This is a genomic window from Endozoicomonas sp. ALB115, assembly GCF_049310245.1.
GTDB lineage: Bacteria > Pseudomonadota > Gammaproteobacteria > Pseudomonadales > Endozoicomonadaceae > Endozoicomonas.
The window spans coordinates 19,359-43,419 of the sequence record NZ_JBLYZG010000031.1 but is presented as its reverse complement, the minus strand read 5'-3'; the positions used below and the strand labels follow the sequence as shown (position 1 = coordinate 43,419).

Genomic DNA, 24,061 nt, shown 5'->3' with positions numbered 1-24,061 from the left:
TTATTTGGCTATAGTGATCTCCAAATGATTTACTTAATTTTCTTTCAGGAAAAAATTCTTTTCTGAAATCGAAGGCTTAACAGGATGGCTAATAAAGCGTTTGCATCATCAAGAGATCTGGAACCCAAAAAAGAGACGCTTGAAGTGCTGGCAGAAGGTGTTTATGCCTTTACCGCTGAGGGGGATCCCAATGTCGGGGCCATTGAGGCAGAAGACTTCCTTATTGCTTTTGAGGCTCGGGCAACACCAACGGCGGCGTCCGACTGGTTACGGGAACTCAGAAGGCATACAACAAAGCCTGTTAAGTATCTGGTTTTGTCCCACTACCATGCAGTGCGCGTACTCGGTGCCGCCGCCTTCTCAGCCGAATCGATTATTGCCCATGAGAACACCCGGTTCCTGATTGAAGAGCGTGGTATGGAGGACTGGGGCAGTGAGTTTCGTCGAATGCCCAGGTTGTTCCGGGAGCCCGAAGGAATCCAGGGGCTGACCCATCCTGATATTGTGTTTAATGATCGATTAGAAATCCCGCTGGGTGGGCTTCGGGGAAGCCTGGTGCTGGAATACTGTGGACGGGGTCATACCGCCGGGGATATCTGTGCCTGGCTGCCCCGGCATAACATTCTGTTTGCGGGAGATCTTGTTGAGGCCCGGGCTGCACTTTACACCGGTGATGCTTTCCATTTCGACTGGTCCACCACCACGTTGGACAAGATAAAGGCTTACGGTGCTGAAACGTTGGTTGGTGGCCGGGGTGCAGTTGTGCATGGTCGGGATCATGTAGATGCCGCTATCGAGCAAAGTCGCACTTTCCTCAAGACCCTGATTGATCAGGTAGGGACCGTTTATAAAAACGGGGGAACGTTAACCGAAGCCTTTGCCGCATCCCATAAAAGCCTGGCCCCCCGGTATGGTAGCTGGCCCATTTTTGAGCACTGTTTGCCATTTGATGTTCAGCGCCTCTGGGATGAGTTTGCTGGTATCGACTGGCCGAGAATCTGGACTGCCGAGCGAGACCAGGAAGTTTGGGATCAACTGCATGGCGTATAGTAAAGTTGGTATCAATAGAGAAATGTACACGGTTAATAAACGACGGGTTGATGATCCCCGGCTTGCATACTCACCGACTGACCATAAAAATTTATATATGACTTGACTCTCCAGGGTGAAATCCGTTTAATACGCCTCGCACATCGTTTTCGTTGTTTGAACAGCGCCTGGGTAGCTCAGTTGGTAGAGCAGCGGATTGAAAATCCGCGTGTCGGTGGTTCGATTCCGCCCCTAGGCACCACACTTAAATGATAAAAATATATGTGCCAAAATTTAGCCTGGGTAGCTCAGTTGGTAGAGCAGCGGATTGAAAATCCGCGTGTCGGTGGTTCGATTCCGCCCCTAGGCACCATATAAAAAGCCTTGAGCCCTTGCTCAAGGCTTTTTTGTTATTGGAGTTCAAAAAAACAAGTACAGCCAAACCTGACGACAGGTTTTGCTGTGTCAGGCACAATGGTTGCACTGTGCAGCTCAACAAATAAGCAACGATTGATAAGCATCTATCGTCTTCTATATGCGCGTTATGTCTAGTACATGGTTTCAATGAGTTTGACGTGTACGATCTCCGTTCACCCTGAGCGGAGTCGAAGGGTGCTTGGCACGTTCTATCAGAGTCCGGAGTTTCCGCCTGTAGGCCCTATGGGTCCTTCGACAGCCTCAGGGCGAACGGAGTGCGGAGGCACGACAACCCGTCAAACTCATTGAAACCATGTACTAGAGTTATCTGAACAATAAACATGATCAAAGATTTTCCCATCAGCTGTTAAGGCATGCCAGCCCCTGAGGTTGGCTAAGAATAGCCAGCCGGGAGTTAGTTATCTTCCGGCACATAGCCTTCAGCGGCATCAATATCTTCGCCAGAGAAATATTTATCCATTTGTTCCATGAGATACTGCCGGGCTTCAGGTGCCAACAGGTTAAGGTGCTTTTCATTGATCAGGCGGGTCTGATGGGCCTGCCATTCAGTCCAGGCTTCCTGGGAAACATGCTCAAAGATCCACTGACCCTTTGGACCGGGTAATGGCGGAACAATGAGGCCTTCCGCTTCTTTTTTCAGTTTGACGCATTGAATCATTCTGGCCATTGTTATCTCACTGCTTCAGTTACTGTGGATTGAGGGTATCTTAACGGGAAAGCTACCTGATAAACATTCATTCCCTTCAGGAAGAGCAGCTGACTTCCAGTTTTTTGCCCCATTCAGGCGGTTGACCTGCATAGTGCTCAAAATCAGGGTGCTCATCGTAGGGCGAAACCAGTACGTTCATCAGGTTTTCAATTTCCTGGTAGTCCCCTTTCTCTGCCTTTTCGATCGCCTGTTGTGCCAGATAGTTTCTGAGAATGTATTTCGGGTTCACCTGTTTCATTCGTTTCTGGCGGTTCTGGTCATCCAGAGGGTTTCTCTTGAGCCTTTTCTTATAGCTATCCAGCCAGGGGGCGAGTGATGGGTGGTTAACTAACGGCTCCAGCTGGTTAACGGCTTGTTCTGAAGGAAAGCTGCTGAGGGTTCGGAAGAATAATGTGTAATCACAGTGACTGTCATGCAATAGCTGAAGGAGATCGCGAACCAGTTCTGCGTCTTCCTCCTCTTCTGCCACCAGCCCCAGTTTATCGAGCATCAGGCGGGTATAGGTTTGGGTGTAGATTTGTGGGTATTGATCCAGCGCTTTCTGGATTAACTCAACATCATCAAACAGGGGAACCAGTGCCTGGCCCAGCCTGCCACAGTTCCAGTAGCCAATGTCGGGTTGTTGGCTGAAGGCATAGCGACCGGAGTGGTCAGAGTGGTTGCAGATGTAGTGCCAGTTAAAATCGTCCATAAAACCATAGGGGCCATAATCAAACGTATCCCCGATAATGCTCATATTGTCGGTATTCATAACGCCGTGGGCAAAACCTGCAGCCTGCCACCGGGCAATTAAGGTTGCGGTACGATGAACGACTTCTGCATAAAACAGCTGATAGCCTTTGTCACTGCCCGCCACTGCTTTCATTCCTTCAAGATCATGAAAGTGGTGTTCAATGGTGTAATCAGCCAGCTCTTTTAAGGCTTCATATCGTTTGTTGTAAAAAAAATATTCAAAGTGGCCAAAGCGGATATGGCTTCTGGCCAGTCTGAGTAATGTTGAACCCGCTTCCCTGGTTTCCCGGTAAACCGGCGTATCACTGGTCACCACGCACAAAGCGCGGGTCGTCGGAATGCCCAGATGGTGGAGCGCTTCTGAGGCGAGATATTCCCGGATGCAGGAGCGCAGGACGGCTCTGCCATCACCAAATCGGGAGTAAGGGGTTGGCCCGGCCCCTTTAAGATGCAGGTCCCACTTTTCTCCCCGGGTATTGACCAGCTCTCCCAATAACAACCCTCTGCCATCACCCAGCTGGGGATTATAGGCACCAAACTGATGGCCGGAATACACCATGGCCAGTGGTTCTGAACCGGGCCATGCACGGTTTCCGGAACCGATTAATGTCAGTTTTTCCCGGGTTTTTCGGGTGTCTTCAAGGTTCAGCTGCTGGCCGGCTGATGGGCTGTAGGTCACTAGTCTCGGGTTCTCCAGGGGAGTTGGGCCCAGCCTTGTATAAAAGCATTCAGGCAGGCGTGAGAAGGTGTTGTTGAAGTGTCCGCCATCAAGGTTATTCATCCCTGTGGTGCTCCCGGGTGATTCACAGAGAATCAGTTTACTCTGTATCTGTGCGCTACACATTCATTCATATAAATGGCCAGTTTTTGAACTTATAGCCAGATTTTCTGTCTGAGAATACAAGTTGTTCAGAATAATAAAAGGAGAGAGGTATATGAGTTCAGTTGAATTGGGCGCTTTGAACGCCATGTCTTACTGTTGGAACAAGCATGATGACAGTTTCATCCTTGCTCGTGCGGTGAAAGCCATCGCGGTGGTGGTGAAAGCGATATTTACCAAATATACCGTCTCATTAATTGAAGCCGAGGCTGTGATGAAGCGTCATCCTGACGCCTGGTTTGCAAAGCCCGTCACACGGGCATTGGCTGAATACAAGATAACCCATGCAACGGATACTTCACAACAACCATCAACAGCTGGCAGTCCTCCTCCGTCATCAGCAACAGCAGGCAGTTCTCCCTCATTGCCCCAACCACCGGCGAATTCGCTATTCTCATTCTCTTTAAAAGAAACGGATACAGACCGGGTTCGATTTATAGACGGATTCCGGACAACAGCAGATGTAAGGGACGCTTATAAAGAGATGAGGATGGCCGCTGGTGATTCGTGGGTTGCAAACGCCAGGTTAACCTGCAAACAGGTGGCTAAAGATGCTGTAGATGACATCGCATTTAATAATAAAGATCATTACGCTATATCGAAATTCCTGGTAACTATCACTCACCCAGACCATAGAGGGGAATCGATTGAAGAAGTGCTTCATGTGATGGATAAAAGGACTGGGCAGCACAAGCTGGTGCGTATTGGTTCGTTCTGTGAAGTTGCAGACGGATCAACAGCCGGAGGGTGCGGTTTCCCCGGATATTCAAAGTTAAGCTCAACCAGGGCAGGCCTTTATTTAAAAAATCTCCAGGCTAAAGATCAAGATGGCAAAGATTACTATCCCTATGCCCAGACCAGGTTTGGTATTGGCGAATATGACAGTAATAATGTTGGCAGTATGTGGAGTTGCGGTTTTGACGTACTGAGAATGCAGCTTTTCCAGGCAACAGGTTATAAGTTTTCTTTTCAGGTCCTGGTTGCTTATTTAGAAGAAATAATCAGCGCCAGAGGTGATGCTCAAGAGTTGAGACGTAGTTTGTCTAATGGCCATTACCCTATGACAATATGTGTAATGCACCTGCTTTTAACCGGCATCGCCTCATCATCAGGCTACTCGAATTTACTGGTGGAAGAGGGGTCTGAAGGTGAGGGTCGAATCTCGCCAGACGAAAGAGAAGGTCTTGGTATCAAAACATGCACGCGTCAGGATATATTGGAAACCACAAACTGGGATTACTCATCAACAGCCATGATTTGCCAGCCTTTATACTCTTTTGGTATCTATCGAAACAAAAAAAGAGACGGTACGTTCGAATACACGGTCTACGATCCTCACAATTTCGAAGGTAGTCCAGACTTTTACGATTCAGGCAAGGGGCCGGGGCTAGAGAGTTTTGCATCCGCCGAAGCAGCGATTCATCATGTAACGAGCCGTAAAGGAGGTGCCAATGGCAAGATTGATGCTTTCTTTAGAGGCTCTGATGCTGGACTATGCTTCATGCGGGACAGAATGTTGAAAACGAAAGGTCGGCTGGAGTCTGAAGGAAAAGGCTTTTAGAAGCTATAGCGAACCCTGGCAATACACCCATCAACTTTGAAGTTATCTGCCCAATGGTGGGAGTAACGGAAGGTAATGGTGGTATTGCTTTGAATTTCCACACTCATGCTGGCATCAAATTGATAGCGGTTGTTATCTCTGTCGGCACCATTGATACGGAAGTGTTCACCCCCTGCGGCAAAGTGAGCAGTAATAGCAATCGGATCTTTTTTGAAATCGTGAAAGCCCATCAGCCCAAGCTCTGGTTTGATGACCATTGCCCGGGTATTCATTTCTCCCATCAACTTCAGGCCAGCACCCAGTTCCATGATGTCATATTTGCCATTTTTGACCTGATCGTATGATAAGTGTGTCTGGGCAGGATCTCTGGCGGACTCGGTATAATCGTCAGTTTGGATGGTGAAATAATTAAAGGCTACCTGAGGCTGCCAGCTCCACTCATCTCCCAGGGAGTAAGTGTGGCCCGCAATCATGCCGACCCCCCAGCTCCGGGAATCATATTTTGCATCGTTCAGGTGACCATCAACGTAGCGGCGTCCTTTATTCTTGCCAGAGGAATAACTCATCCGGCCATCAAAGAAAAAATCATTTTCCAGGTACGAGGAGTAAAGGCTGACAATATGAGTATCCGTGTCAATTTTGTTTCTTGAGCCATCTTTCCCTGCTACGTTTCCTTTTGCATAGGTGTAGGCAATGCCTGCTTCTATATTCTGATCCCTTTCCAGAGGGCTATCTGCCCCCATGGAGAAGCCAGTGATTCTGGCATGATAACCCGGTACATGGTCGTTGATATCCTGTGTTGCCTTGCTGTAGTCGTATTGAATCCAGGCCGCGCCAGAAGAGAAGATATCTCCGGTGTTGATGCCGGTTCGTTTGCCAGACATTCTGTCGTTAAGGGTTTTGCCCGCCGTTTTCAGTGCAAGGTTGGCATTGTGCACCGCATGAGGCGACATGGCAGGGGCAAGCTCTGCGGCTTTTTTCATGTCTTTGCCGGGCTTTACATTTTTTACAACATGCCGGGTTAATTTGGCACTTTCACTGTCGTGTTCTTCTTTTTCGGAAGGTTTTGTGGCTGCCAGCATCATGGATCGAAACCGCCCCGGAACCTGAGATACCCGATGGTCAGCCTGATCCGTGCTGATCAGCAGCATTCTTTTTGCGTTATCCGGATCAATGATCGCGTCATAGTGGATATAGAGCTCATTGTCAGCATCCACATTAACCGGCTGGTTAATGTTGGAATCCTCTGCTTCCATCAACAGATATTGTTTGCCAATGGCCGGATCTTGAATGATAACGCTGTCAAACACAAAATCAGCAGCAGGACCCACGTGGATATTTTTGGCTGCCACCACCGGGGCTTGCGGTATCGTACCATCGGTTAACGGCTCAAACCCTGCCGCGTCCGGACTTTGTTCTGTCAGCACCAGGCGACCATCCTGTTGATAGTTACCGTCGATATTAAGTTCAGATGGAATGGTAACGACGGCTCCCTGACGAATATGCAATGCAGGTGATGATTCAGGCACCTCTGCACGACGACTGTCTGACGAGCCGGAAACGATAGCCATTCTATCTGCCAAAAAATGGAGATGGCCATTCACATCAATGAGCCCATTGGACCGAAGCAGGTTACCTTTATAGTGGTTGATACCGTTAAAGGTAATGAAATCAATATCGGATATCTGTTCTTCTACTGTCGTATTATTGGCAATGAATCGATCATCCTTACCGTTGGCTCCTTTAAGTGAACCAATCTTGCCACCGGTTTGCTCTATGCTGAATGATGGGCGGGTCTGTAATGGTGACAGGTTGACCTCATCCAGCGTTCCTCTGGAATGTACGTATACCCTGCCACAGTCTTCTGTAAAGTGGGTTGCCAGTACTCCTTTGCCCTCTGGCATCTGATCAGAAACAAGAATATTGGCTGCACTGGCTGCTTCGTGGATGTTGATATTTTCAGGATTTGTTAACTGAATGCTGTGCCAGTCAGCGCCAAAGATATCGATATTGGCAAATCCTGAGGCTGTTTTCAGTGGGCCATTCACCAGGGCCAGAGTGTCGTTTTTGTCCTGTCGGCCGATGACCCGATCGGTATTGCCGCCATGTTGCATAAAGTACAGGGGAGGGCGCTGGGTATCCGCCGAGAAATCCAGTACTTTCAGCTCTCCCCGGTGATCAGGTAATTCATTGATGCCAGCCTCACCGAGATTGGTGACGACAAATGCCTTATTCCAGTCATAGGGGGCATCACCGGAAAAAGAAAGATGCATCGACTGTTTTTGAGCGAAATCCTGCTCACTGGTCTGCGTTCCATCAGCAACAATAAGATCTGCTGCCCCATCAGGGGCAATAGTGAGTGTTTCGGGATTATTCACCAGCCCCTGGCTGTTCCAGCCTGAGCTATGAATCCAGATATTTTTCACAGAATCAACAGCACCAATATTGGCTCCGTCATTGAGATTGAGCCGCTGTATCTGCGGAGTCGGCTGGTTGCTTTTTATCGTCAAAGGACGCTCTGGTGATGTCTGTATATTCAGCCTGGCAGGGGTATCCGGCACATCGGCTGCGGGCTTGGAGCTGTCAGCAACATTGACTTCAGCAACAGGTGCATCAGCGACCAGTTCAATAGCACTGATCCGGCCTTCAGATACAAAATCCGGGGTTGTGATAAACAGTCGCTCTACCGCCGGAATCTCACCTTTAAGCTTTGCTCCTTGAGTTAGCTGCAGGCTATCAATTTTTTTGCTGAAGACACTGACGGGTCTTGGAGTACTGAGTACCAGGTTGTTCCCAAAGGGGCTTTGTTGCGGGTTACCACCAACCAGTACATTGCCAAGCCCGGTTTCCGGAGAATAAACACCGTCGGCATTAGTAATTTTTCCCAGCTCCAGCGTCTTGTGGTCACCGGGCATGATGCTTACCACGCCACCCTGCAACGATAGATCACCAAGACTGGCCTGGTCATATACTTCCAGCAGGCCAAGTGCTCCACCCTCTGTTACCGTAACAGGCAACCGCTGTCCGGCAGCTGTTTTTATCTGAAGGGTCAGATCATTCTCTGTACGGTGAGGGATCTCCTGTGGTCCATAAACCCGCAGTAATGTCAGAATGCCATGCTTATCAACCAGCACTTCTCTGGTGTTATTGAGCGTTCCATGGGAACCCCAGTCATTACTGGCAACGGTAACGGACCGGAAGCTGTCAGTATCACCCTGAATGTGGCCTCCGTGAATAACCAGCTGATCGTCTTTTTCCGGGTTACCTGTCAGAGTACCTATTTCACCATTAAGAATCTCAAAACGCATGTTGGGACGTGCTTTAATGTTGAAATTTAGACCCGGTGTCATGAGGTCAGTTTTTAATGTTGTACTTTCATACTTCCCGACTGAAAACGGCATAAACGTCGGATTAGGTATATCCTGGGCCTTGTCTGCTCTTTCTTTCTCCAGGTGATCAGCACTGACCGCATAAATATGCCCAATAGGCAGGGTGCTGGTGAGTGTCAATGACTCAAGATCAGCGGGAAGCTCCACCGGTGCTGCCACGCCATGAAGATTCAGGGTAGCAAAACCATGTTGTAGCGCTGAGCTTGAAACGGCTTGTACGGTTTCTGCAGAACCGCCCTTAACGGTTAGTTGGTCGTTTCTGGTGTTGTTGCCCCGCAGGTTTACCAGCGTGTCACTGTCGTGGACATAGTGAAGGTCTGGACGTTGATGGCCGTTGGACGCATCAATCTCATTAACAGTGCCGTAATTGGTGATCCTGATGGCATCACCGGATGCGCTGTCACTGAAAAGCAGCCCCAGGCTGCTATCGGTATGTGCCGGAGAGGCTCCCAGTGTAACCCCTTGTACCAGCGCAGAGGTTGAAACTTCAATATGTCTGGCATTACGAACAGGTCCGTAAGCGTGAAAAGGCTGGTCAGCGGAGGCCTTTACGATCAGTTTCTCCGGAGCAATCAGTTGGCCAAAACGCGCCCCGTTGGCGATGGTGACTTCTGCTTTACCCGCTGATCCATCGAATTCCGGGATCGGTTGACCCGAGCTGATGTCAGACTCTGAAGGCGTTGCAACCACCAGTGTATTGGCTTTTTCTGTCAGTCGGTTGTCTTGTAATGACTGTGCTGGGTTCCCGAGGACAATTGACGTCTGTTCAAAAGTGGGTGTCTCTTTATCACCAGCGAATTCAGTGACCAGATGTTTTACGCCACGGACCGGCGTTTTTACCTGCCAGTCACCATCGGTTTGTGCTCTGATTCGATTTACATCCTCAATGATATTGATGATTCCGCTTGCCAGAGATAGCTCATCACGGCCTTGCAGATGGCCTGTCATCTGGCTGATATTACCTCCCACCAGGGATATTCTGGCGGCAGGACGGTTATTGGTGTCCGATAAATCAATATGGGCTATTCCAGATTCGCTGACCTCGATATCAACGCCATTTTCTGATGGAAACGAATCCGTAAAACTGAGCTGCAGGGTTTGCGCCTGATCCTCACTGACAGGACTTAAGGTGACATTCACAGTGCCGGCAGCAATCAGTGATTTTGGGTTTATAATTGGCCGGGATGCAGTCCACCGGTCACCGGTTATATAAATGAATTCAAAGTCCCTGACTTCACCATTGACTGAAATCTTCTGGTTAATGTCTTCAGTCATGTTGTCTGCCGGGTTGATACGCAGAATATCCATCGGGCTGTTGCCGAGCAGATTTCCCTGTAGTGTGCCGCCACGAAGTTCAATCAGGTTCAGGTCATTACCGGAGCCTTCAAGCAGCACGGCAGCACGCTGTCCCCTGATATAGCTACCGGGCGTGAAGATGGCGATATTAAAGGGCCCTGTTCCCCGGATAGCGGCATCATCACTGATCACTGTTCCCGAATTCTTAAGCCCGCCTTTGTGCAGGTGAATGCCGCTGGCACCATCCGTAGCAGTTATGGTGCCGGTGTTGGCAATAAGTCCGAAACCGACATTTGGATTATCCGGGTCAATGGATTGTGCCCTGGCCCCGGTTGAGTGCGAACCCGATATCTGGATACTGCCGTGATTTTTGATCAGGCCATTGTTATAAGACAGCAGTCCGGTTCCCTGACCCTTAATAGAGCCATGGGGATAATTTATGGCACCTGCTTTGTAGTCATTACTGTGTTCATCCCACTCTTTGCCGATACCGGACCAGACAATGTTCTGTCCATTACTGACCATTCCTGTGCTTTCGGGGTGGTTTAGCAAAATGGTGCCGTGATTGGTGGCTGTCGTTTGATGGCTTGTATCTTCAGGGCTGGCTGTGGCCCTCATACCTGTTCCTGGTACATTGATTTCAATATTGCCGTGGTTCAGGATTTTTTCACCCTCAGCCTCCATTCCTGTCATCCCCATGGTGGCGATGTAGATAGTGCCGGGGTTTATATTGTTCGCATCGGAACCCGGTGGGGAGTTTTCCTGAGTTTCTTGCTGGTCATTGGATAAATTACCGGCATTTTCAGTTTCAACTCCAGCGTGATCACTTTGGCTTGATGTTGAGACTATTGCAGAAATGGCAATTACCAATATTTTTTTATGGAATGTCTCACATTTGCAACCAATCATTCTTCAGGTTCCTCAACCAATGGGTTAAACCATAGAGCTGAAACTTCTATACATAATGTATAAAAATAACCTCAGGGTAATTTCTTACAGTGCATTCTCTACTTTTTGTAAAAGTTTCTTTACCGGTGCTGCCAACCCCAATTCAGGCGATTGATCCAGGGCAAACCAATAATAATTGTCATGGTCTTTTATTACCGTATTGGTTTGCCCCGGATATTCAACAAGACTCAGTGCCGGGGTAATGTCCAGATGGTAGTGGCTGAAGGTATGACGAAAAGACGGCCATGTGTCGAAGTCTGTCAGTAACAGGCCTGTCTTCTCAAGTGCCTGCTCGATAATCTGATCAGGAGCTGAAATCTCGGGAAAGCTCCAGAGTCCTCCCCAAATGCCAGACGGTGGTCGTTTTTCAAGCAGAACTTCACCGTACTGATTCACTACCATCAGCATAATAACCGACTTTTCCGGTTTCTCCCGTTTTGGCTTTGATTCCGGAAACAGCCTCTGCTGGCCTGTTTTGTGCGCTATACAATCGGCTTCCAGTGGACAAACCTGGCAGGCGGGTTTACTTCTTGTGCAAACCGTTGCCCCCAGGTCCATCATCACCTGAGTGTAATCACCTGTGCGACACTCAGGTGTCAGCTGTTCAGCAATCTCCCATAGCGCATTGGCGACACGTGTCTGCCCGGGCCAGCCGGAGATGGCAAAGTAGCGGGTAAGCACTCTTTTTACATTGCCATCCATGATGGGAGCCCGGATCCCCATGCTAATGGAGGCAATGGCACCAGCAGTGGATCGGCCAATGCCCGGAAGTTCCATAAGCTGTTCAACTGAGTGGGGAAATGCCCCTGCGAAGTCACTCACCACTTTTTTTGCGGCTTTATGCAGGTTTCTTGCGCGACTGTAGTAACCGAGCCCACTCCAGAAATGGAGTACTTCATCTTCACTGGCTGCTGCAAGGTCAGTCACTTCTGGAAATCGCGCCATAAACTTCTGGTAGTAGGGGATGACGGTGGTTACCTGCGTCTGCTGCAGCATGATCTCGCTGATCCAGACACGATAAGGCGTTTTATTTTGCTGCCACGGCAGATGCTTACGGCCATGTACATCGAACCAGTCCAGAAGTCTCTGGCTGAAAGTATGGTCTTTATATGGGGCTTTTTGAGTCATTAAATTACAAAAACAGGTTTGCGATCAGCCTGTTGGCCGATCGCAGTATAGTCGTTATGGGCAGAAATTTTATTTGAAGAAGCCCTGGAGCAGATCTTTAACAGGTCCCTGCACCTTGTCTTCTATCTTCTGCTTAAGGCGGTTTTCAGCGATTTCGGCAATGGTTTCAGTCAGTCGTCTGAAATCTGCGCCACATTTCAGGGCACCAAGATCACCGTGGCAACGGACAGGCCAGGTGACATTGACGTAATCCTTGTTGATCTGACAGGCAGGATCACTGTCTGGTGCTTCTTCGCCACGAATGTTGAGACCCATACGATAATCCAGCTGTCGATCCACAAGATTTACCTGGCCATCACCTTTCAGGTTCATATAAGCGAGCGCTGCAATCAGGTTGTCGTTTTTAGCAACACCGTTTTTGATGACGAAACTGCCGCTCAGGTCGGTAAACTCGGTAGATGTGCCCCAATCCGTCGCTCTCAGCTCTTTCTTACGCACTTTGGCAACGCCTTCACAGACCAGTTTGTCAAAGTTGGCATCAGTGAATGCGCCTTTATCAATCTTGAATTCAATGTTGCCATTCAGGTTTTTGGTGAGAACACTGGCGTATTGACCCTGTGTATGGACCTTCATACCCGCATTCACATCGCCTTTCAGTGAGGCAAGATCAGGAATAGCGGTTGATAACGCTTCAAGGCTGATATTTTTCAGCTCTGCCGATGCTGCCATTTTTGGCTTGCCTGACCGACGCACATCCAGGTTAGACGTCATATCAATAGTGCCCTGATAAAAGCGGGAACCAATGGTTACTTCCTGCTTACCCCGGGCTGCTTTTATCGAAACAGACGGCTGTTCAAAAATGAATTTGGCCACGGTGAGAGAGGCCAGCTTCATTGACCCGTCAAGGTTAAGGCCGCGCAGCATGGCTTCCGGAATCAGAGGATGCTCTTTACCGGATGCGGGTGGCTCTGAGCCCGATTGAGCGGGTTGCTCTTCATCAGGCACTTCTGCGTTATCCGTGACTGGGGGGAGATAGTTATCCAGATTAAGGTCGTTGCCGGTAAAGCTGAACTGCATATCGCCCCGGTCAATGCTGTTCATCCTGAAATTGCCATCCAGAGTAAAACTGTCCAGCTGGAGTTGCAGCTTATCTGCGCTCAGGCTTTCACCATTGGTGCTGAAATGACTGTCAAAGGATAGCCGGTTCAAGGCTTTTGGGTCTGACATGGGAGGGAGTTGCACCTTGATCTGGTTCAGCAGATTGGCAAGGTTAAACTCGGCAACATCCAGGTTGCCCTTAACCAGCATGGGTGTTTGCTGATATTGAACATTACCCACAATACTCAGGCTTTCACCTTTTTCTACATCCGGTGTGGCACTGACTTTCAGGTTCTGGATGTCATAATGACCCGCTTCCAGATTAAACGTCATCTTGCCACTGATCAGTGAATTTACCACCAGGTCAGGAATGGTGATGTGAGCTGTTAATTGAAAGTCAAAAGGCTGCTGATTGCGGATGGCACCAGTGGTTAAACTGGCCTGGTCAATAATGTATTTCTGCCCGGAAACCTGGTCTTCGTAGCTGATCAGCAGTCCACTGACGTTGACACTGGCAATATCCAGTTTGACAGGCGAGGCAGGTTCTGACTCAGGCGTCGGGGATGGCTCCTGTCCCCTGGGCGTGGGTTGTTCAGTGGGCGTTGGCGCACTGACCTGCCAGTTGCCCTGGCCTCTGGTATTTTTGACCAGCGTTAATTCCAGCCTTGTCAGCTCAAGGGTCTGCATTTCAATGCGTTTACTGATTAAGGGTATCAACTTCACACTGACTCCGGCGGAGCCCAGCTGCGCCAAGTGTGAATTATTGGCCCCTGCGACGGATACATCCTCAAGAGAAAGGCCAACCCAGGGGAAGATTGACCAGCCAATGGGCCCGTTAATGCTGACTTTCAGTCCCGACTGTTCATAAACAAGCCGGGTGATTTCATCGCGATACTGGTTGGGGTCGATAATGCGTGGCAGTAGTGCTGCACCGATAATACCCAGCAAAACCACCGCCGCCAGCAGCACGGCAATGAACTTGAGAATGCGGTTCATGGGAATCCTCAGGATCTGTGGAAGAGTGATAATAAAAGACACCTATCTTACCCTGATACTTAACGTCATCAAGGGTAAAACAGGCTTATTGCGGAAATGGGAACAGCGTCAGAGGCTGGCGATTTGCAGCTTTTTCAGTGATTCCACCGGACGGGTCCATGGATGAAGTATCAGGGCAATGTTTTTCATTGCCGGGGACTTCAGCGCCCTGATGGCTTCCTGACTGTTTCTGTATTTTCCCTGAACCAGAACATACCAGTCCTTCTGGTTGCGCTGAACATGAACAGTGACTGCTGAAGCCAGCTCCGGGAAACGCTGTTTCAACTTGTCAATTGTCTGCCGGTTACTGGCTGCGAACCACTGAATGGTATAGCTGTCATCAGGGCTGTTCAGCAGTTCATTCACAGGATTGTGAGGGTCCGGCTGTTCATAGTGTTGGTAGTTGTTGTCCGGCTGATAACCCGGGTGGAGAGGTTGTTCTCTGTTGGGCATCGTATGAACAACCGCTGGTCTGTGCATTGTCGGTGTACCAGCGTCGTTTGAACTCACTAACCTTGCCTTCACTGGCTGTCGGTTAAGGTCTTCACGATGGACAATATAGGTCTTGTCGCCGGGGTCTTCCTGACTAATCCATTGGCGTCTATCAATAGACGGCTCTGTCACGGGTCTGGCCCACGCATGGGTAGCCTGCGGGGTTGAACCGACCAGGGACTGCAAATAGGCGACCTGTCTGACTTTTGGCGAGAAACGTGCCGACACTCTTGACAGTGAAGGCGTGAGCAGAGCATCCAGAGCCTGGGAACGATTCACAAACAGCATACTGACCAGGGCATAGCGATTCCTGCTGTGTCTCTGGTAGTGGATGATCTGGGTATTTTTCAATTCGCTGTAACGAAGCCTTGCCCGTTCAAGTGATGCTTTTCTACTGGCATTCATCCATTCAATCGTATAACTCTTTGGATTGGCGGTCAGAACATTCATTGCCGGACGAGAGGGTTCCGACTCTTCATAACTCCGGGGTTGTCTGTATTCAGGGGCTGGTGCAACAGGCGCGTTTGGCGTGTTGTAGTCGACACGGCTCCCCTGAGTATGTTGCTGAGGAATTCTACTGCGATAGGCCGGTGAGATACTGACATACATTTCCTGCGGGTTAGCCTGCTCTGGCAGAATCCGGTAGTTTTGATCACTGGATAAGCCGGAGTAGGATTGGCCCTCGAACTCACTGCCATAAGACACAGTATTTATTTCAGGCGGCTGGCCAGTATCATAACCTGTCTCAGCCAATGGGTAGCTATTATCACGACGGATGACCGATGTTTCCGGTTGCTGAGTATAAGAGGGCTGCCGTTGATATTGTGAAGGTTGACGGCTTTGCTCTGTACTATAGGAAATATCGTAGTTAATAGGCGCATTGTTGCTGTCGCGCATGGACAGCTCTGGGGGATATTCTGGCTGATAGCGGTCGGCCAGCTGTTCCACCGGGTAATTCGGCCTGATAATATCCAGTTTATGAATACTGGCCAGCGATCTTGTCCAGGGGTAAAGTTCTCTGGCCATATGGGATCTGGGCGGTGAATCCAGTTCCGCCATGGCGGCAATATGGCTTGGATATGGGCCATCCAGAAGCACATACCAGACTGTGCCTGATCTTTTGTATTCAGCAATGGTCGCGTTTTTTAATACCGGGTAGCGCTGCTTTAGCGCCTCCAGCTGTTCACGCTCTTTTGCTGCCATCCATTGAAGCACGTAATGATCTCTCGGAGCATCCAGAATACTGACAAGTGATTCTGAGTTTCGAGCTTCAATAGATAATGAATTATAGGATTCAGCATAAAGCTGTTGTTCATCAGACTGTTTTTGCCTGGAGTATCCGGCATACTGTTGAGCAGGTTCGGTTTTATAAAACTGTCTGCTTATGCCGTTGCATAGCCAATCATTATTAATGCCTGACTGGCAGTTCCAGGAAATATTCGAAGCCAGAGGTTTTGGCGGCAATACTAGACTCTCTGCAACAGGTGCAGCAATTGACGTCAGAGCGGCCACGACACAAAGCCTGAGTTGTTTTTCCTTAAACAACAATCGACCGGACATGGTATCAGATCCTTCTTGGTTCAAATCAACAATACCTGACTAGTAAACAAAATCAACCCTTATAAAAATTAATTTTTTATTAAATATTTTTTTGTGAATATTTCGATTCTTATAAAGAGAGCTATTATGTTAACGGCGGAGTTGTTTTTTTCGGGAAAACAAAGGGTATTCACTTTTTGGTTTTTTTTGAGTCTGGAAAAAACGAGCTTATCCATTAATTGATTATTAGATTATCTAAAAAACCAGCCTTTAATAGTGTAAACAAAGGTTGGCGGTCTCCTCAGATTGAGTGAAAGGTTGTTGAGGAAAAAAAATGTCAAAAGTGAATTACCCTGCTTTCAAATTACCAGGCAATGTAATTTGGCTGATGGGGTTACTGAATATTTTATGCATAGCGCCTGTCATCAGCATGGCCAATGAGTGCTTCCCTGCGTTTGATAAGGCAAAGTCTCAGTACATTGTCGGTTATGGTAGCCTGCTTTATGAGCAGGCCAGGAAATCAGCCAATATCGGGTTTAAGCCTGAGGTTCCGGTCTGGGTTGATGGATTCAGAAGAGGGTGGCAGACCAGAACCCGGCAGGATAACACTATCAAGGTGACTGAACTGGGGGTTATACCGCTGGTTGGCGGACGATTTAATGGTGTGTTGATTTCCATGCCAACCAATAAGATCAAGTCCATAGATCGTCAGCAGCAACTGACCTGCCGCGTGCCGGTCAACCCCGGGCGATTAACCTCCATGAGTAACGGGAACATCCCGGAGAATAGCCAGTTCTGGCTCTATCAGACGCAGAATAAATACAGCAGCAAACCCGCAGGCAGCTATCCGATCCTGATGTCCGATGTGGATGAATTTCTCACGGGATGTCTTGAGCAGGCGGATCGGTTTGGTCTTGAATCCTTCGCCCGGGAGTGTGTGACTACGACCTGGAACTGGTCATCACACTGGGTGAATGACCGGTTACACCCATTGAAAGCAAAACCGGCTCAAATCCAGAGGCTGCAGGTGGATAAGCTTCTGGAAAGCCTGGAAGGTAATCTTTATGAACAGGTCCGGTCCCAATAAAGAATATCCTCTTACAGCCTCCTAGCGAGCAGTTAACAGTCTCTATATAATGCTCACCATAATATCCCGGCAAACAGAATAGATGACAATCCAACCGGAGAAGTTCATGGCTGAGCGCAAGGCGAGTGTTGAAAGAAACACCCTGGAAACCCAGATTCGTGTGGCCATCAATCTGGATGGTACTGGCAAGGCATCGTTTGATACAGGGGTGCCTTTTCTTGACCACATGATGGATCAGATTGCCCGCCATGGCCTTATTGACCTTGATATCAAGGCTGTTGGTGATAATGATATCGACGATCACCATACCGTTGAGGATATCGGCATTACCTTGGGTCAGGCCTTTGCCAGGGCCATTGGTGATAAAAAAGGGCTGTATCGTTACGGGCATGCTTATGTGCCCCTGGATGAGGCGCTTTCCAGAGTCGTTATCGATTTCTCCGGGCGACCCGGTCTGGAATTTAATGTTGAATTTACCCGTGCAATGATCGGCCGCTTTGACGTTGACCTGTTCTATGAATTCTTCCAGGGCTTCGTGAATCACGCCGGTGTCACCCTGCATATTGATAACCTGCGGGGACGCAACGCCCATCATCAGATAGAAACCGTCTTTAAAGCCTTTGGCCGCGCCTTACGGATGGCGGTTGCCCTGGATCCGCGCATGGCGGGCCAGATGCCTTCTACAAAAGGGTCGTTGTAACCATGAAGACAGTCGCTGTCATTGATTATGGGATGGGCAACCTTCACTCCGTCAGTAAAGCACTGGAACATGTTGCCGAGGCGAATACCCGAATCATTGTGACCTCCGATCCCGGGCAGATACTGGCTGCCGATAAGGCAGTGCTTCCCGGCGTAGGGGCAATCCGTGACTGTATGGCGGAGATACGGCGTCATGGTGTTGATGAAGTGGTTCGAGAGGTGGCAGCCAACCGCCCCTTGCTGGGTATTTGTGTGGGTATGCAGGTACTGCTCGATCATAGCGAAGAGAATGGCGGGGTTGAGTGCCTTGGCCTGTTTTCCGGTGAGGTAAAGTTCTTTGGGAAAGACCTTCGGGATAGCGAAGGCGCTCGGTTGAAAGTTCCCCACATGGGCTGGAGCCCGGTCCGTCAGGCTGAACCATCCCATCCTCTCTGGCAGGGAATCGAAGACAATGCCCGGTTCTATTTCGTGCACAGCTACTATGCCCGTGTTGCCAATGCCGCGATGGTGGTGGGTAGAAGTGACTACGGTCTTGGTTTCGATGTCGCCCTTGGTCATGACAATATTGTCGCTGTGCAGTTCCACCCTGAAAAAAGTGCCGCCAATGGACTGCAGCTGCTCGAAAACTTTTTAACATGGAAGCCATAACGATGTTAATCATTCCTGCAATCGATTTGAAAGATGGTGCCTGTGTCCGGCTGCGTCAGGGGGAAATGGCGGATGCCACGGTCTTTGGTGATGACCCGGTTGCCATGGCCAGCCGCTGGGTGGATGCCGGTTGCCGCAGGCTTCACCTGGTTGACCTGAACGGGGCGTTTGCCGGCAAGCCCCTGAACGCCGATGCGGTTCGTGGTATCACCGCAAAGTACCCTGATTTGCCCGTACAGATTGGTGGGGGCATTCGTGATCTGGCGACAATAGAAGCCTATCTGGACTCAGGTGTTTCCTGGGTGATTATCGGTACCAAAGCAGTAACCGACCCTGACTTTGTCAGGCAAGCCTGCCAGTCGTTTCCCGGCCATGTCATCGTGGGTATTGACGCCCGTGATGGCTGGGTCGCAACGGATGGCTGGGCAAAAGTCACCGACACCCAGGCTATTGACCTTGCACGTCAGTTTGAGCAGGACGGTGTCTCTGCCATCGTCTATACCGATATTGCCCGGGATGGCATGATGCAGGGGGTCAATGTTGCCGCAACCCGGCAATTGGCCAACAGCATGGCGATTCCTGTGATTGCTTCCGGTGGTATCACTGATATGAACGATATACGTGCCCTCAAAGCCGTCGCCGGTGAAGGGATTGCCGGTGCGATTACCGGTCGTGCCATTTACGAAGGGACACTCAATCTGAACGAAGCGCAACGTTACTGCGATGAATGATTATGGTATCCCTCCAATGAACAGGCCCGATATTAACCGGGACGATAAAAATATGGCCGTACTGGCGCATCTTCTGCCTTTGTTCGGCTTTATGGTTCCGGGGTTGAATATTGCCATACCGCTGGTGATCTGGCTGATGAAGCGGGACAAGTCGCTCTATATTGAGCACCATGCCAGAGAGTCCCTGAACTTTCAGATCACCATCACACTGCTGGCGACTCTCTGGGTTATCCTCAAGTTCATGCTGGTTGGGTTTTTATTATTGCCACTGGTGCCAGTGATCATCATAGTGGTTCTGGTGTTTATGGTCAGGGCAGCGATGAAGGCGGGCAGTGGAGAGTTTTACCGCTACCCGGTGTCGCTGCGTCTGGCCAATTAACAAGCGTTTGGAAAGGTTGAAGTCATGGGACTGGCTAAAAGAATAATTCCCTGTCTCGATGTCGAAAATGGGCGGGTGGTTAAAGGCGTTCAGTTTGTCGATATTCGGGATGCTGGTGACCCGGTGGAAGTTGCCCGGCGGTATAACGAAGCGGGCGCTGATGAGATAACCTTTCTTGATATTACCGCCAGCCATGAGGGGCGGGAGACAACGGTGCATACCGTTGAACGTATGGCCAGTGAAGTATTTATCCCGCTGACCGTTGGCGGTGGTATTCGCAAAGTGGAAGATATCCGCACCATGCTTAATGCGGGTGCGGATAAAGTCAGCATCAACACCGCGGCGGTTTTCAATCCTGAATTTGTGCAGGAAGCGGCTGACCGTTTTGGCTCGCAATGTATTGTCGTGGCTATTGATGCCAAGAAAGTGAGCCAGCCCGGTGAGCCAGACCGCTGGGAGATCTTTACCCATGGCGGGCGCAAGCCTACCGGCCTTGATGCTGTGCAGTGGGCACTGAAAATGGAGAGCCTCGGAGCCGGTGAAATACTGCTGACCAGTATGGATCAGGACGGTGTCAAAAATGGTTACGACCTGGGCGTCACCAGGGCTATCTCGGAGTCAGTGGGTATTCCGGTCATTGCCTCCGGCGGTGCGGGTAACCTGGATCATCTGGTGGCAGGCATAAAAGAAGGTAAAGCGGATGCGGTACTGGCCGCCAGTATTTTCCATTTCGGGCAATACTCTATTCCTGAAGCCAAGGAGTATATGGCTGCCCGGGGGATTGAGATGAGAATTTGACCAGGATTGCTTATCAGGGTGCCTCGCGGAGGGCTTCCATTTACCACTTACAGCGAGCTTCCATTTACACCTGGCCACGATTGTCAGAACCCAGTGGCTGAGAGGTAATTACTGCGACTGTTGTCGGCTTGTAAACCGGGCTGTCAACATAATAGCGATGGAACGGTTCACTTTTACAACAAGAAGGAAGCACGGACGGCATGGCTGATACCAGCCTGCCATAACAGAGGTATGTTCCAGAGCTTGATTTAGACTCCAGTAGATCTTGCGAAGAAGGGGCGGGCTGAACAGCTCCTGAACCAGTAACAGAGTTCATATATTCATTCTTAACGTAACTATTCCAAAACACCATAAACCTAGCAGACGGGAGTAGATCCTGCCGCAAAATATTTGAAATTTCTGTTAAACATTTGGTGGATAACCCGCAGGATGCTTAAGTCGTTTTAAAACAGCCTCTTAATTCCAGAATGGACTCCATCTCAAAAATCTGGCCTCTCAATTCATTGGCCAGCTCGTTTTTGATGCCTTTGATATTGATGACTTCACTGTCCAGGGCGGCAAAATCCGGAAGGTCTGAGGGAAGCCAGCTGGCTTCTGACCGGCGCATATAAATACCATCCATATCTGGCAGGTTAGCCAGAGTCAGTGCCTGGCTGGCGGCACTGTCACCCAGGGCCGGGTGTTGCTCTTCCGGGAACTCCGCCTGTTGATCACTGACGCTCAGGCCAATACCAATATGTGTTTTGGCAATATTGATTGCTCCGGCTTTTTCAGCCAGCGCTTCGATCATCAGACAGCAGAATAGAGCATCTGAGGTAAATGCCGGGCTCTCTTTGCTGGAAAACCGCAGATAGGCATTCCCTTCTGGCGTATAGGTTACCTCGCCACCATAATAATCCGCAGCTTCACTGATGATCTGGCTGTGAGTGCGGAGAATATCCTGCAAGTCTCTGGGGGCCAGCAATTGCTGAAGCCTGCCCAGGTTTTTGACTTTGATTGCGGCAATTATCGACGTTTCCTGCTGCTCTTCGACACTCTCTTCCGGCTCCGCCATTTTCTTTTCAAGCAGCTGCTGCTCGGCAAAGGCAGAAAGCCGGGTGATTTCGCCAGTGATTGACGGGATTGGGTTCCCTGTGGGCAGAATGGAACGTAACTGTCGTTCAATAAGGCGCAGCTGAGTCGCCAGGCCGGAGGCATAGAGGTGCAGAAAAATCAGCCCGGCCAGCAGCAGTATCAAGCTGATAGCAATAATCACGAACAGGGCTTCTTTGGGTTTCTGGCTGAGCAGACCTTCGTTGAGTGATAAGCGGGCGTAACCGGCAATCACATCCTGGTAATGAATGGGCGATGAATAAACCGGATGCCTGATGCCTTCATCCGCCGTTTTGGCAATGGCTTTGGCAATTCTCTGGTTATCGATGCTGTAGATACTGGCTTCGGCAACATAAGGGTTCTGCACCAGCTGACTGAGCAGAACATTGAGGCTGAGCCTGTCTCCGGTGACCAGCATATCGGTCGCGGCGCTGGCAGTCTGTTCACTCAATAATTGACCGATACTGTCTGCCTGATGCTGGCTTGATGAGTCAATCTCATTGCTGATGACCAACGACATCCCAATCGTCAGCGTGGCCATCAATAGACCAAAGATGACCATTAACTGCGTTCGGATGGAAAAGCGGGATGTGAACTGCGCAAAAATATCTGGCGTGAAAATACGCTTCTTCAAAAGTTAAGCTCCTGAGAGGAAAGCCAATGATTGTGATGAATTATCAACAGGCCCTACTGTCAATGAGTAAATTCTGACAGCCTCGCCGGGGAAGAGCCAGACTAAAAAAAGTGGAGACAGGCTGCTCCACTTGTTGCAATGGCAGGATGATAGCAGACAAAACCTATTTCCCTTGCTATTTCAGAAATAGTAATGCAGGCGAGATTTCACCTTTAACATTGCGTTAATGGTTATTTCCTTTTTAAAAAGGCTTTAATAAGCTCCCTACACTCACTGTCACGGTCAGCAAGGCTTAGAGGTGTAGCGTCACATTTATTTTTCGCTTTGACCCGGATGCCGACAGCTTTCAGCAACTCCCTGACGATCTTTGCATCATCTCGTTTGGCAGCCAGGTGAAGAGCCGTATCACCATTGAAGTCCATTTGATTGAAATTGGTGCCTTTAACCGCCAGTAATTCCGTGACGACATCTGCACGGCCCTGTTTGACAGCAAGCAGGATGGCTGTATTGTTGAAAAGTCCAACCCTCTCATTGATCTTGATGCCGTCAGTGTTCAGTAACTTCCGGACGATATTTATGTTGGCATATTTGACAGCAAAGTGGAGAGCATTCCAGCGATTTTTATCCTTCTTATTGACGTTAATACCGTCAGTGGTCAGTAACCTCATGACGGTCTCAGTGCGATTATGTTGGACTGCCAGGTGGAGAGCCGTAAGGCCCGATTTATCAGCGATATTGATATTCACTCCATTGGTTTTAAGCAGCTTTTCCAGGCTTTTGCCATGGCCCATGACAGCGGCGATGTGCAGCGGTGTTCTGCCGTTCTCATCGGTAGCATTGATGTATGTCGAGATGACCCGGTCATTCAGATATTCCATGGAATCAGTTTTGGCAGCACTGTGCACTAAGGAAGTAATATCCGCACCATTAGCAATCAGAGCGTCCAGGACCTTATTGTTGTTCGCCAGGAAAGCGGGATACAAGGCACCGTTAAGGTCTTTCGCTCCCTCCTTGATCAAGAGTAAAAGGGCCTGATCTTTTCCCAGTTTGGCCGCAGTGCACAGGGCACCATCAAGATCTTTTGCTCCGTTATTGATCAGGGGTTTAAGGCACCAGGTTTGCCCCTGCCCGGCGGCTTCACGCAGGGCACCGTTAAGGTCTTTTGCTCCCATTTGGATCAGACGACTAAGACAGAGTATGTGCCCGTGCCCGGCGGCAGTAAGCAGAGCATCGTCAAGGTTGTTTGCTCCCGCTGCGACGAGAATTTCAAGGCAATGCAATTGCCCCCATTTGGCGGCTTCGTGCAGGGCGCTATTAAGGGCAGGTCGGCCGGGGCGGGTGGTGATCAGGTAATTAAGGAGTTCGGTATTGCCCTTCTGGATAGCGGTGGTCATGTCCGGACGAATCAATGGCAGTGTCGATTGCCCGTATGCACATTCGCGCAGGCCAAGACTTCTTAACTTCTGCGGTAAATCGTCAGGCGTTTCAATGATGCATGCCGGGTTGCACTGGGTTCTGACCAGTGAACGCCCATCCAGCTGTCCTCTATACCCGTCGTCATTCTTACCGATGCCACCAGTTAAGGGGACATTTGCTGTGTTGCCCCAGGCAGTATTCATGAAACCCTTCAAAACACTTTCCATCGCTTTGTCCAATTTTAGAGTTAAAGACTGTAGTTAGTTCTCGTCCAAAAACACAACCAATTGAAAATCCTGGAAA

General features: G+C 49.5%; 16 protein-coding genes and 2 tRNA genes. 10 read left to right on the top strand and 8 right to left on the bottom strand.

The window, feature by feature from the left end:
* Positions 1-84: 84 nt before the first annotated feature.
* The 3 genes from ACO6VE_RS14450 to ACO6VE_RS14440 all read left to right on the top strand — a co-directional run bounded on the left by ACO6VE_RS14450 (position 85) and on the right by ACO6VE_RS14440 (position 1,402).
* Positions 85-1,050, top strand: a complete 966-nt coding sequence (locus ACO6VE_RS14450) for an MBL fold metallo-hydrolase (RefSeq protein WP_422461940.1) — start codon at positions 85-87, stop codon at positions 1,048-1,050.
* A gap of 165 nt (positions 1,051-1,215) precedes the next feature.
* A tRNA-Phe gene (locus tag ACO6VE_RS14445) sits at positions 1,216-1,291 on the top strand.
* Between the two features lie 35 nt (positions 1,292-1,326).
* Positions 1,327-1,402 (top strand) — tRNA-Phe (locus ACO6VE_RS14440).
* A 459-nt stretch (positions 1,403-1,861) separates the two neighbouring features.
* On the opposite strand, the gene ACO6VE_RS14435 is transcribed toward ACO6VE_RS14440, so the two are convergent.
* Both ACO6VE_RS14435 and ACO6VE_RS14430 read right to left on the bottom strand, forming a co-directional pair.
* The gene (locus ACO6VE_RS14435) at positions 1,862-2,134 is read right to left on the bottom strand and encodes an oxidative damage protection protein (RefSeq protein WP_422447819.1); all 273 of its coding nucleotides are present in this window, start codon (positions 2,132-2,134) and stop codon (positions 1,862-1,864) included.
* Positions 2,135-2,210: 76 nt separating this feature from the next.
* A complete protein-coding gene (locus ACO6VE_RS14430; RefSeq protein ID WP_422447817.1) occupies positions 2,211-3,689 on the bottom strand; it encodes a protein adenylyltransferase SelO in 1,479 nt (492 codons plus the stop codon).
* Positions 3,690-3,843: 154 nt separating this feature from the next.
* Here ACO6VE_RS14430 and ACO6VE_RS14425 point away from each other — a divergent pair, with 154 nt between their 5' ends.
* Positions 3,844-5,349: a hypothetical protein gene (locus tag ACO6VE_RS14425; RefSeq protein ID WP_422447815.1), complete on the top strand. Its 1,506-nt coding sequence runs from the start codon at positions 3,844-3,846 to the stop codon at positions 5,347-5,349.
* Here the strand turns inward: ACO6VE_RS14425 and ACO6VE_RS14420 are convergent.
* The 4 genes from ACO6VE_RS14420 to ACO6VE_RS14405 all read right to left on the bottom strand — a co-directional run bounded on the left by ACO6VE_RS14420 (position 5,346) and on the right by ACO6VE_RS14405 (position 16,295).
* Entirely contained in the window at positions 5,346-10,943 is a 5,598-nt protein-coding gene (locus ACO6VE_RS14420) for an autotransporter outer membrane beta-barrel domain-containing protein (protein WP_422461938.1), read from the bottom strand. The genes ACO6VE_RS14425 and ACO6VE_RS14420 overlap by 4 nt on opposite strands.
* Positions 10,944-11,027: 84 nt before the next feature.
* A complete protein-coding gene (gene mutY, locus ACO6VE_RS14415) occupies positions 11,028-12,110 on the bottom strand; it encodes an A/G-specific adenine glycosylase (RefSeq protein WP_422447811.1) in 1,083 nt (360 codons plus the stop codon).
* 69 nt (positions 12,111-12,179) lie between these two features.
* A complete protein-coding gene (locus ACO6VE_RS14410; protein WP_422461936.1) occupies positions 12,180-14,204 on the bottom strand; it encodes an AsmA family protein in 2,025 nt (674 codons plus the stop codon).
* Between the two features lie 108 nt (positions 14,205-14,312).
* Positions 14,313-16,295, bottom strand: a complete 1,983-nt coding sequence (locus ACO6VE_RS14405; protein ID WP_422447807.1) for an SPOR domain-containing protein — start codon at positions 16,293-16,295, stop codon at positions 14,313-14,315.
* A gap of 313 nt (positions 16,296-16,608) precedes the next feature.
* Between ACO6VE_RS14405 and ACO6VE_RS14400 the strand changes: the two genes are divergently transcribed.
* From ACO6VE_RS14400 to hisF, 6 genes are all read left to right on the top strand, one after another.
* Positions 16,609-17,361 carry a hypothetical protein gene (locus tag ACO6VE_RS14400; protein ID WP_422447805.1) on the top strand — a complete coding sequence of 251 codons (753 nt, stop codon included), beginning with the start codon at positions 16,609-16,611 and terminating at the stop codon, positions 17,359-17,361.
* A 106-nt stretch (positions 17,362-17,467) separates the two neighbouring features.
* On the top strand, positions 17,468-18,061 hold the full coding sequence (gene hisB, locus ACO6VE_RS14395; protein ID WP_269671797.1) for an imidazoleglycerol-phosphate dehydratase HisB: 594 nt from the start codon (positions 17,468-17,470) through the stop codon (positions 18,059-18,061).
* A 2-nt stretch (positions 18,062-18,063) separates the two neighbouring features.
* Positions 18,064-18,708, top strand: a complete 645-nt coding sequence (gene hisH, locus ACO6VE_RS14390; protein ID WP_422461934.1) for an imidazole glycerol phosphate synthase subunit HisH — start codon at positions 18,064-18,066, stop codon at positions 18,706-18,708.
* A 2-nt stretch (positions 18,709-18,710) separates the two neighbouring features.
* Positions 18,711-19,439, top strand: a complete 729-nt coding sequence (gene hisA, locus ACO6VE_RS14385; protein ID WP_422461932.1) for a 1-(5-phosphoribosyl)-5-[(5-phosphoribosylamino)methylideneamino]imidazole-4-carboxamide isomerase — start codon at positions 18,711-18,713, stop codon at positions 19,437-19,439.
* Positions 19,440-19,455: 16 nt separating this feature from the next.
* A complete protein-coding gene (locus tag ACO6VE_RS14380) occupies positions 19,456-19,818 on the top strand; it encodes a DUF4870 domain-containing protein (protein WP_269671794.1) in 363 nt (120 codons plus the stop codon).
* Positions 19,819-19,842: 24 nt separating this feature from the next.
* On the top strand, positions 19,843-20,616 hold the full coding sequence (gene hisF, locus ACO6VE_RS14375) for an imidazole glycerol phosphate synthase subunit HisF (protein ID WP_422447797.1): 774 nt from the start codon (positions 19,843-19,845) through the stop codon (positions 20,614-20,616).
* A 433-nt stretch (positions 20,617-21,049) separates the two neighbouring features.
* Here the strand turns inward: hisF and ACO6VE_RS14370 are convergent, their stop codons facing one another.
* Both ACO6VE_RS14370 and ACO6VE_RS14365 read right to left on the bottom strand, forming a co-directional pair.
* The gene (locus ACO6VE_RS14370) at positions 21,050-22,342 is read right to left on the bottom strand and encodes an AhpA/YtjB family protein (protein ID WP_422461930.1); all 1,293 of its coding nucleotides are present in this window, start codon (positions 22,340-22,342) and stop codon (positions 21,050-21,052) included.
* A gap of 230 nt (positions 22,343-22,572) precedes the next feature.
* Complete coding sequence (locus ACO6VE_RS14365; RefSeq protein WP_422461928.1) at positions 22,573-23,961, bottom strand: ankyrin repeat domain-containing protein; 1,389 nt, start codon at positions 23,959-23,961, stop codon at positions 22,573-22,575.
* Positions 23,962-24,061 lie beyond the last annotated feature (100 nt).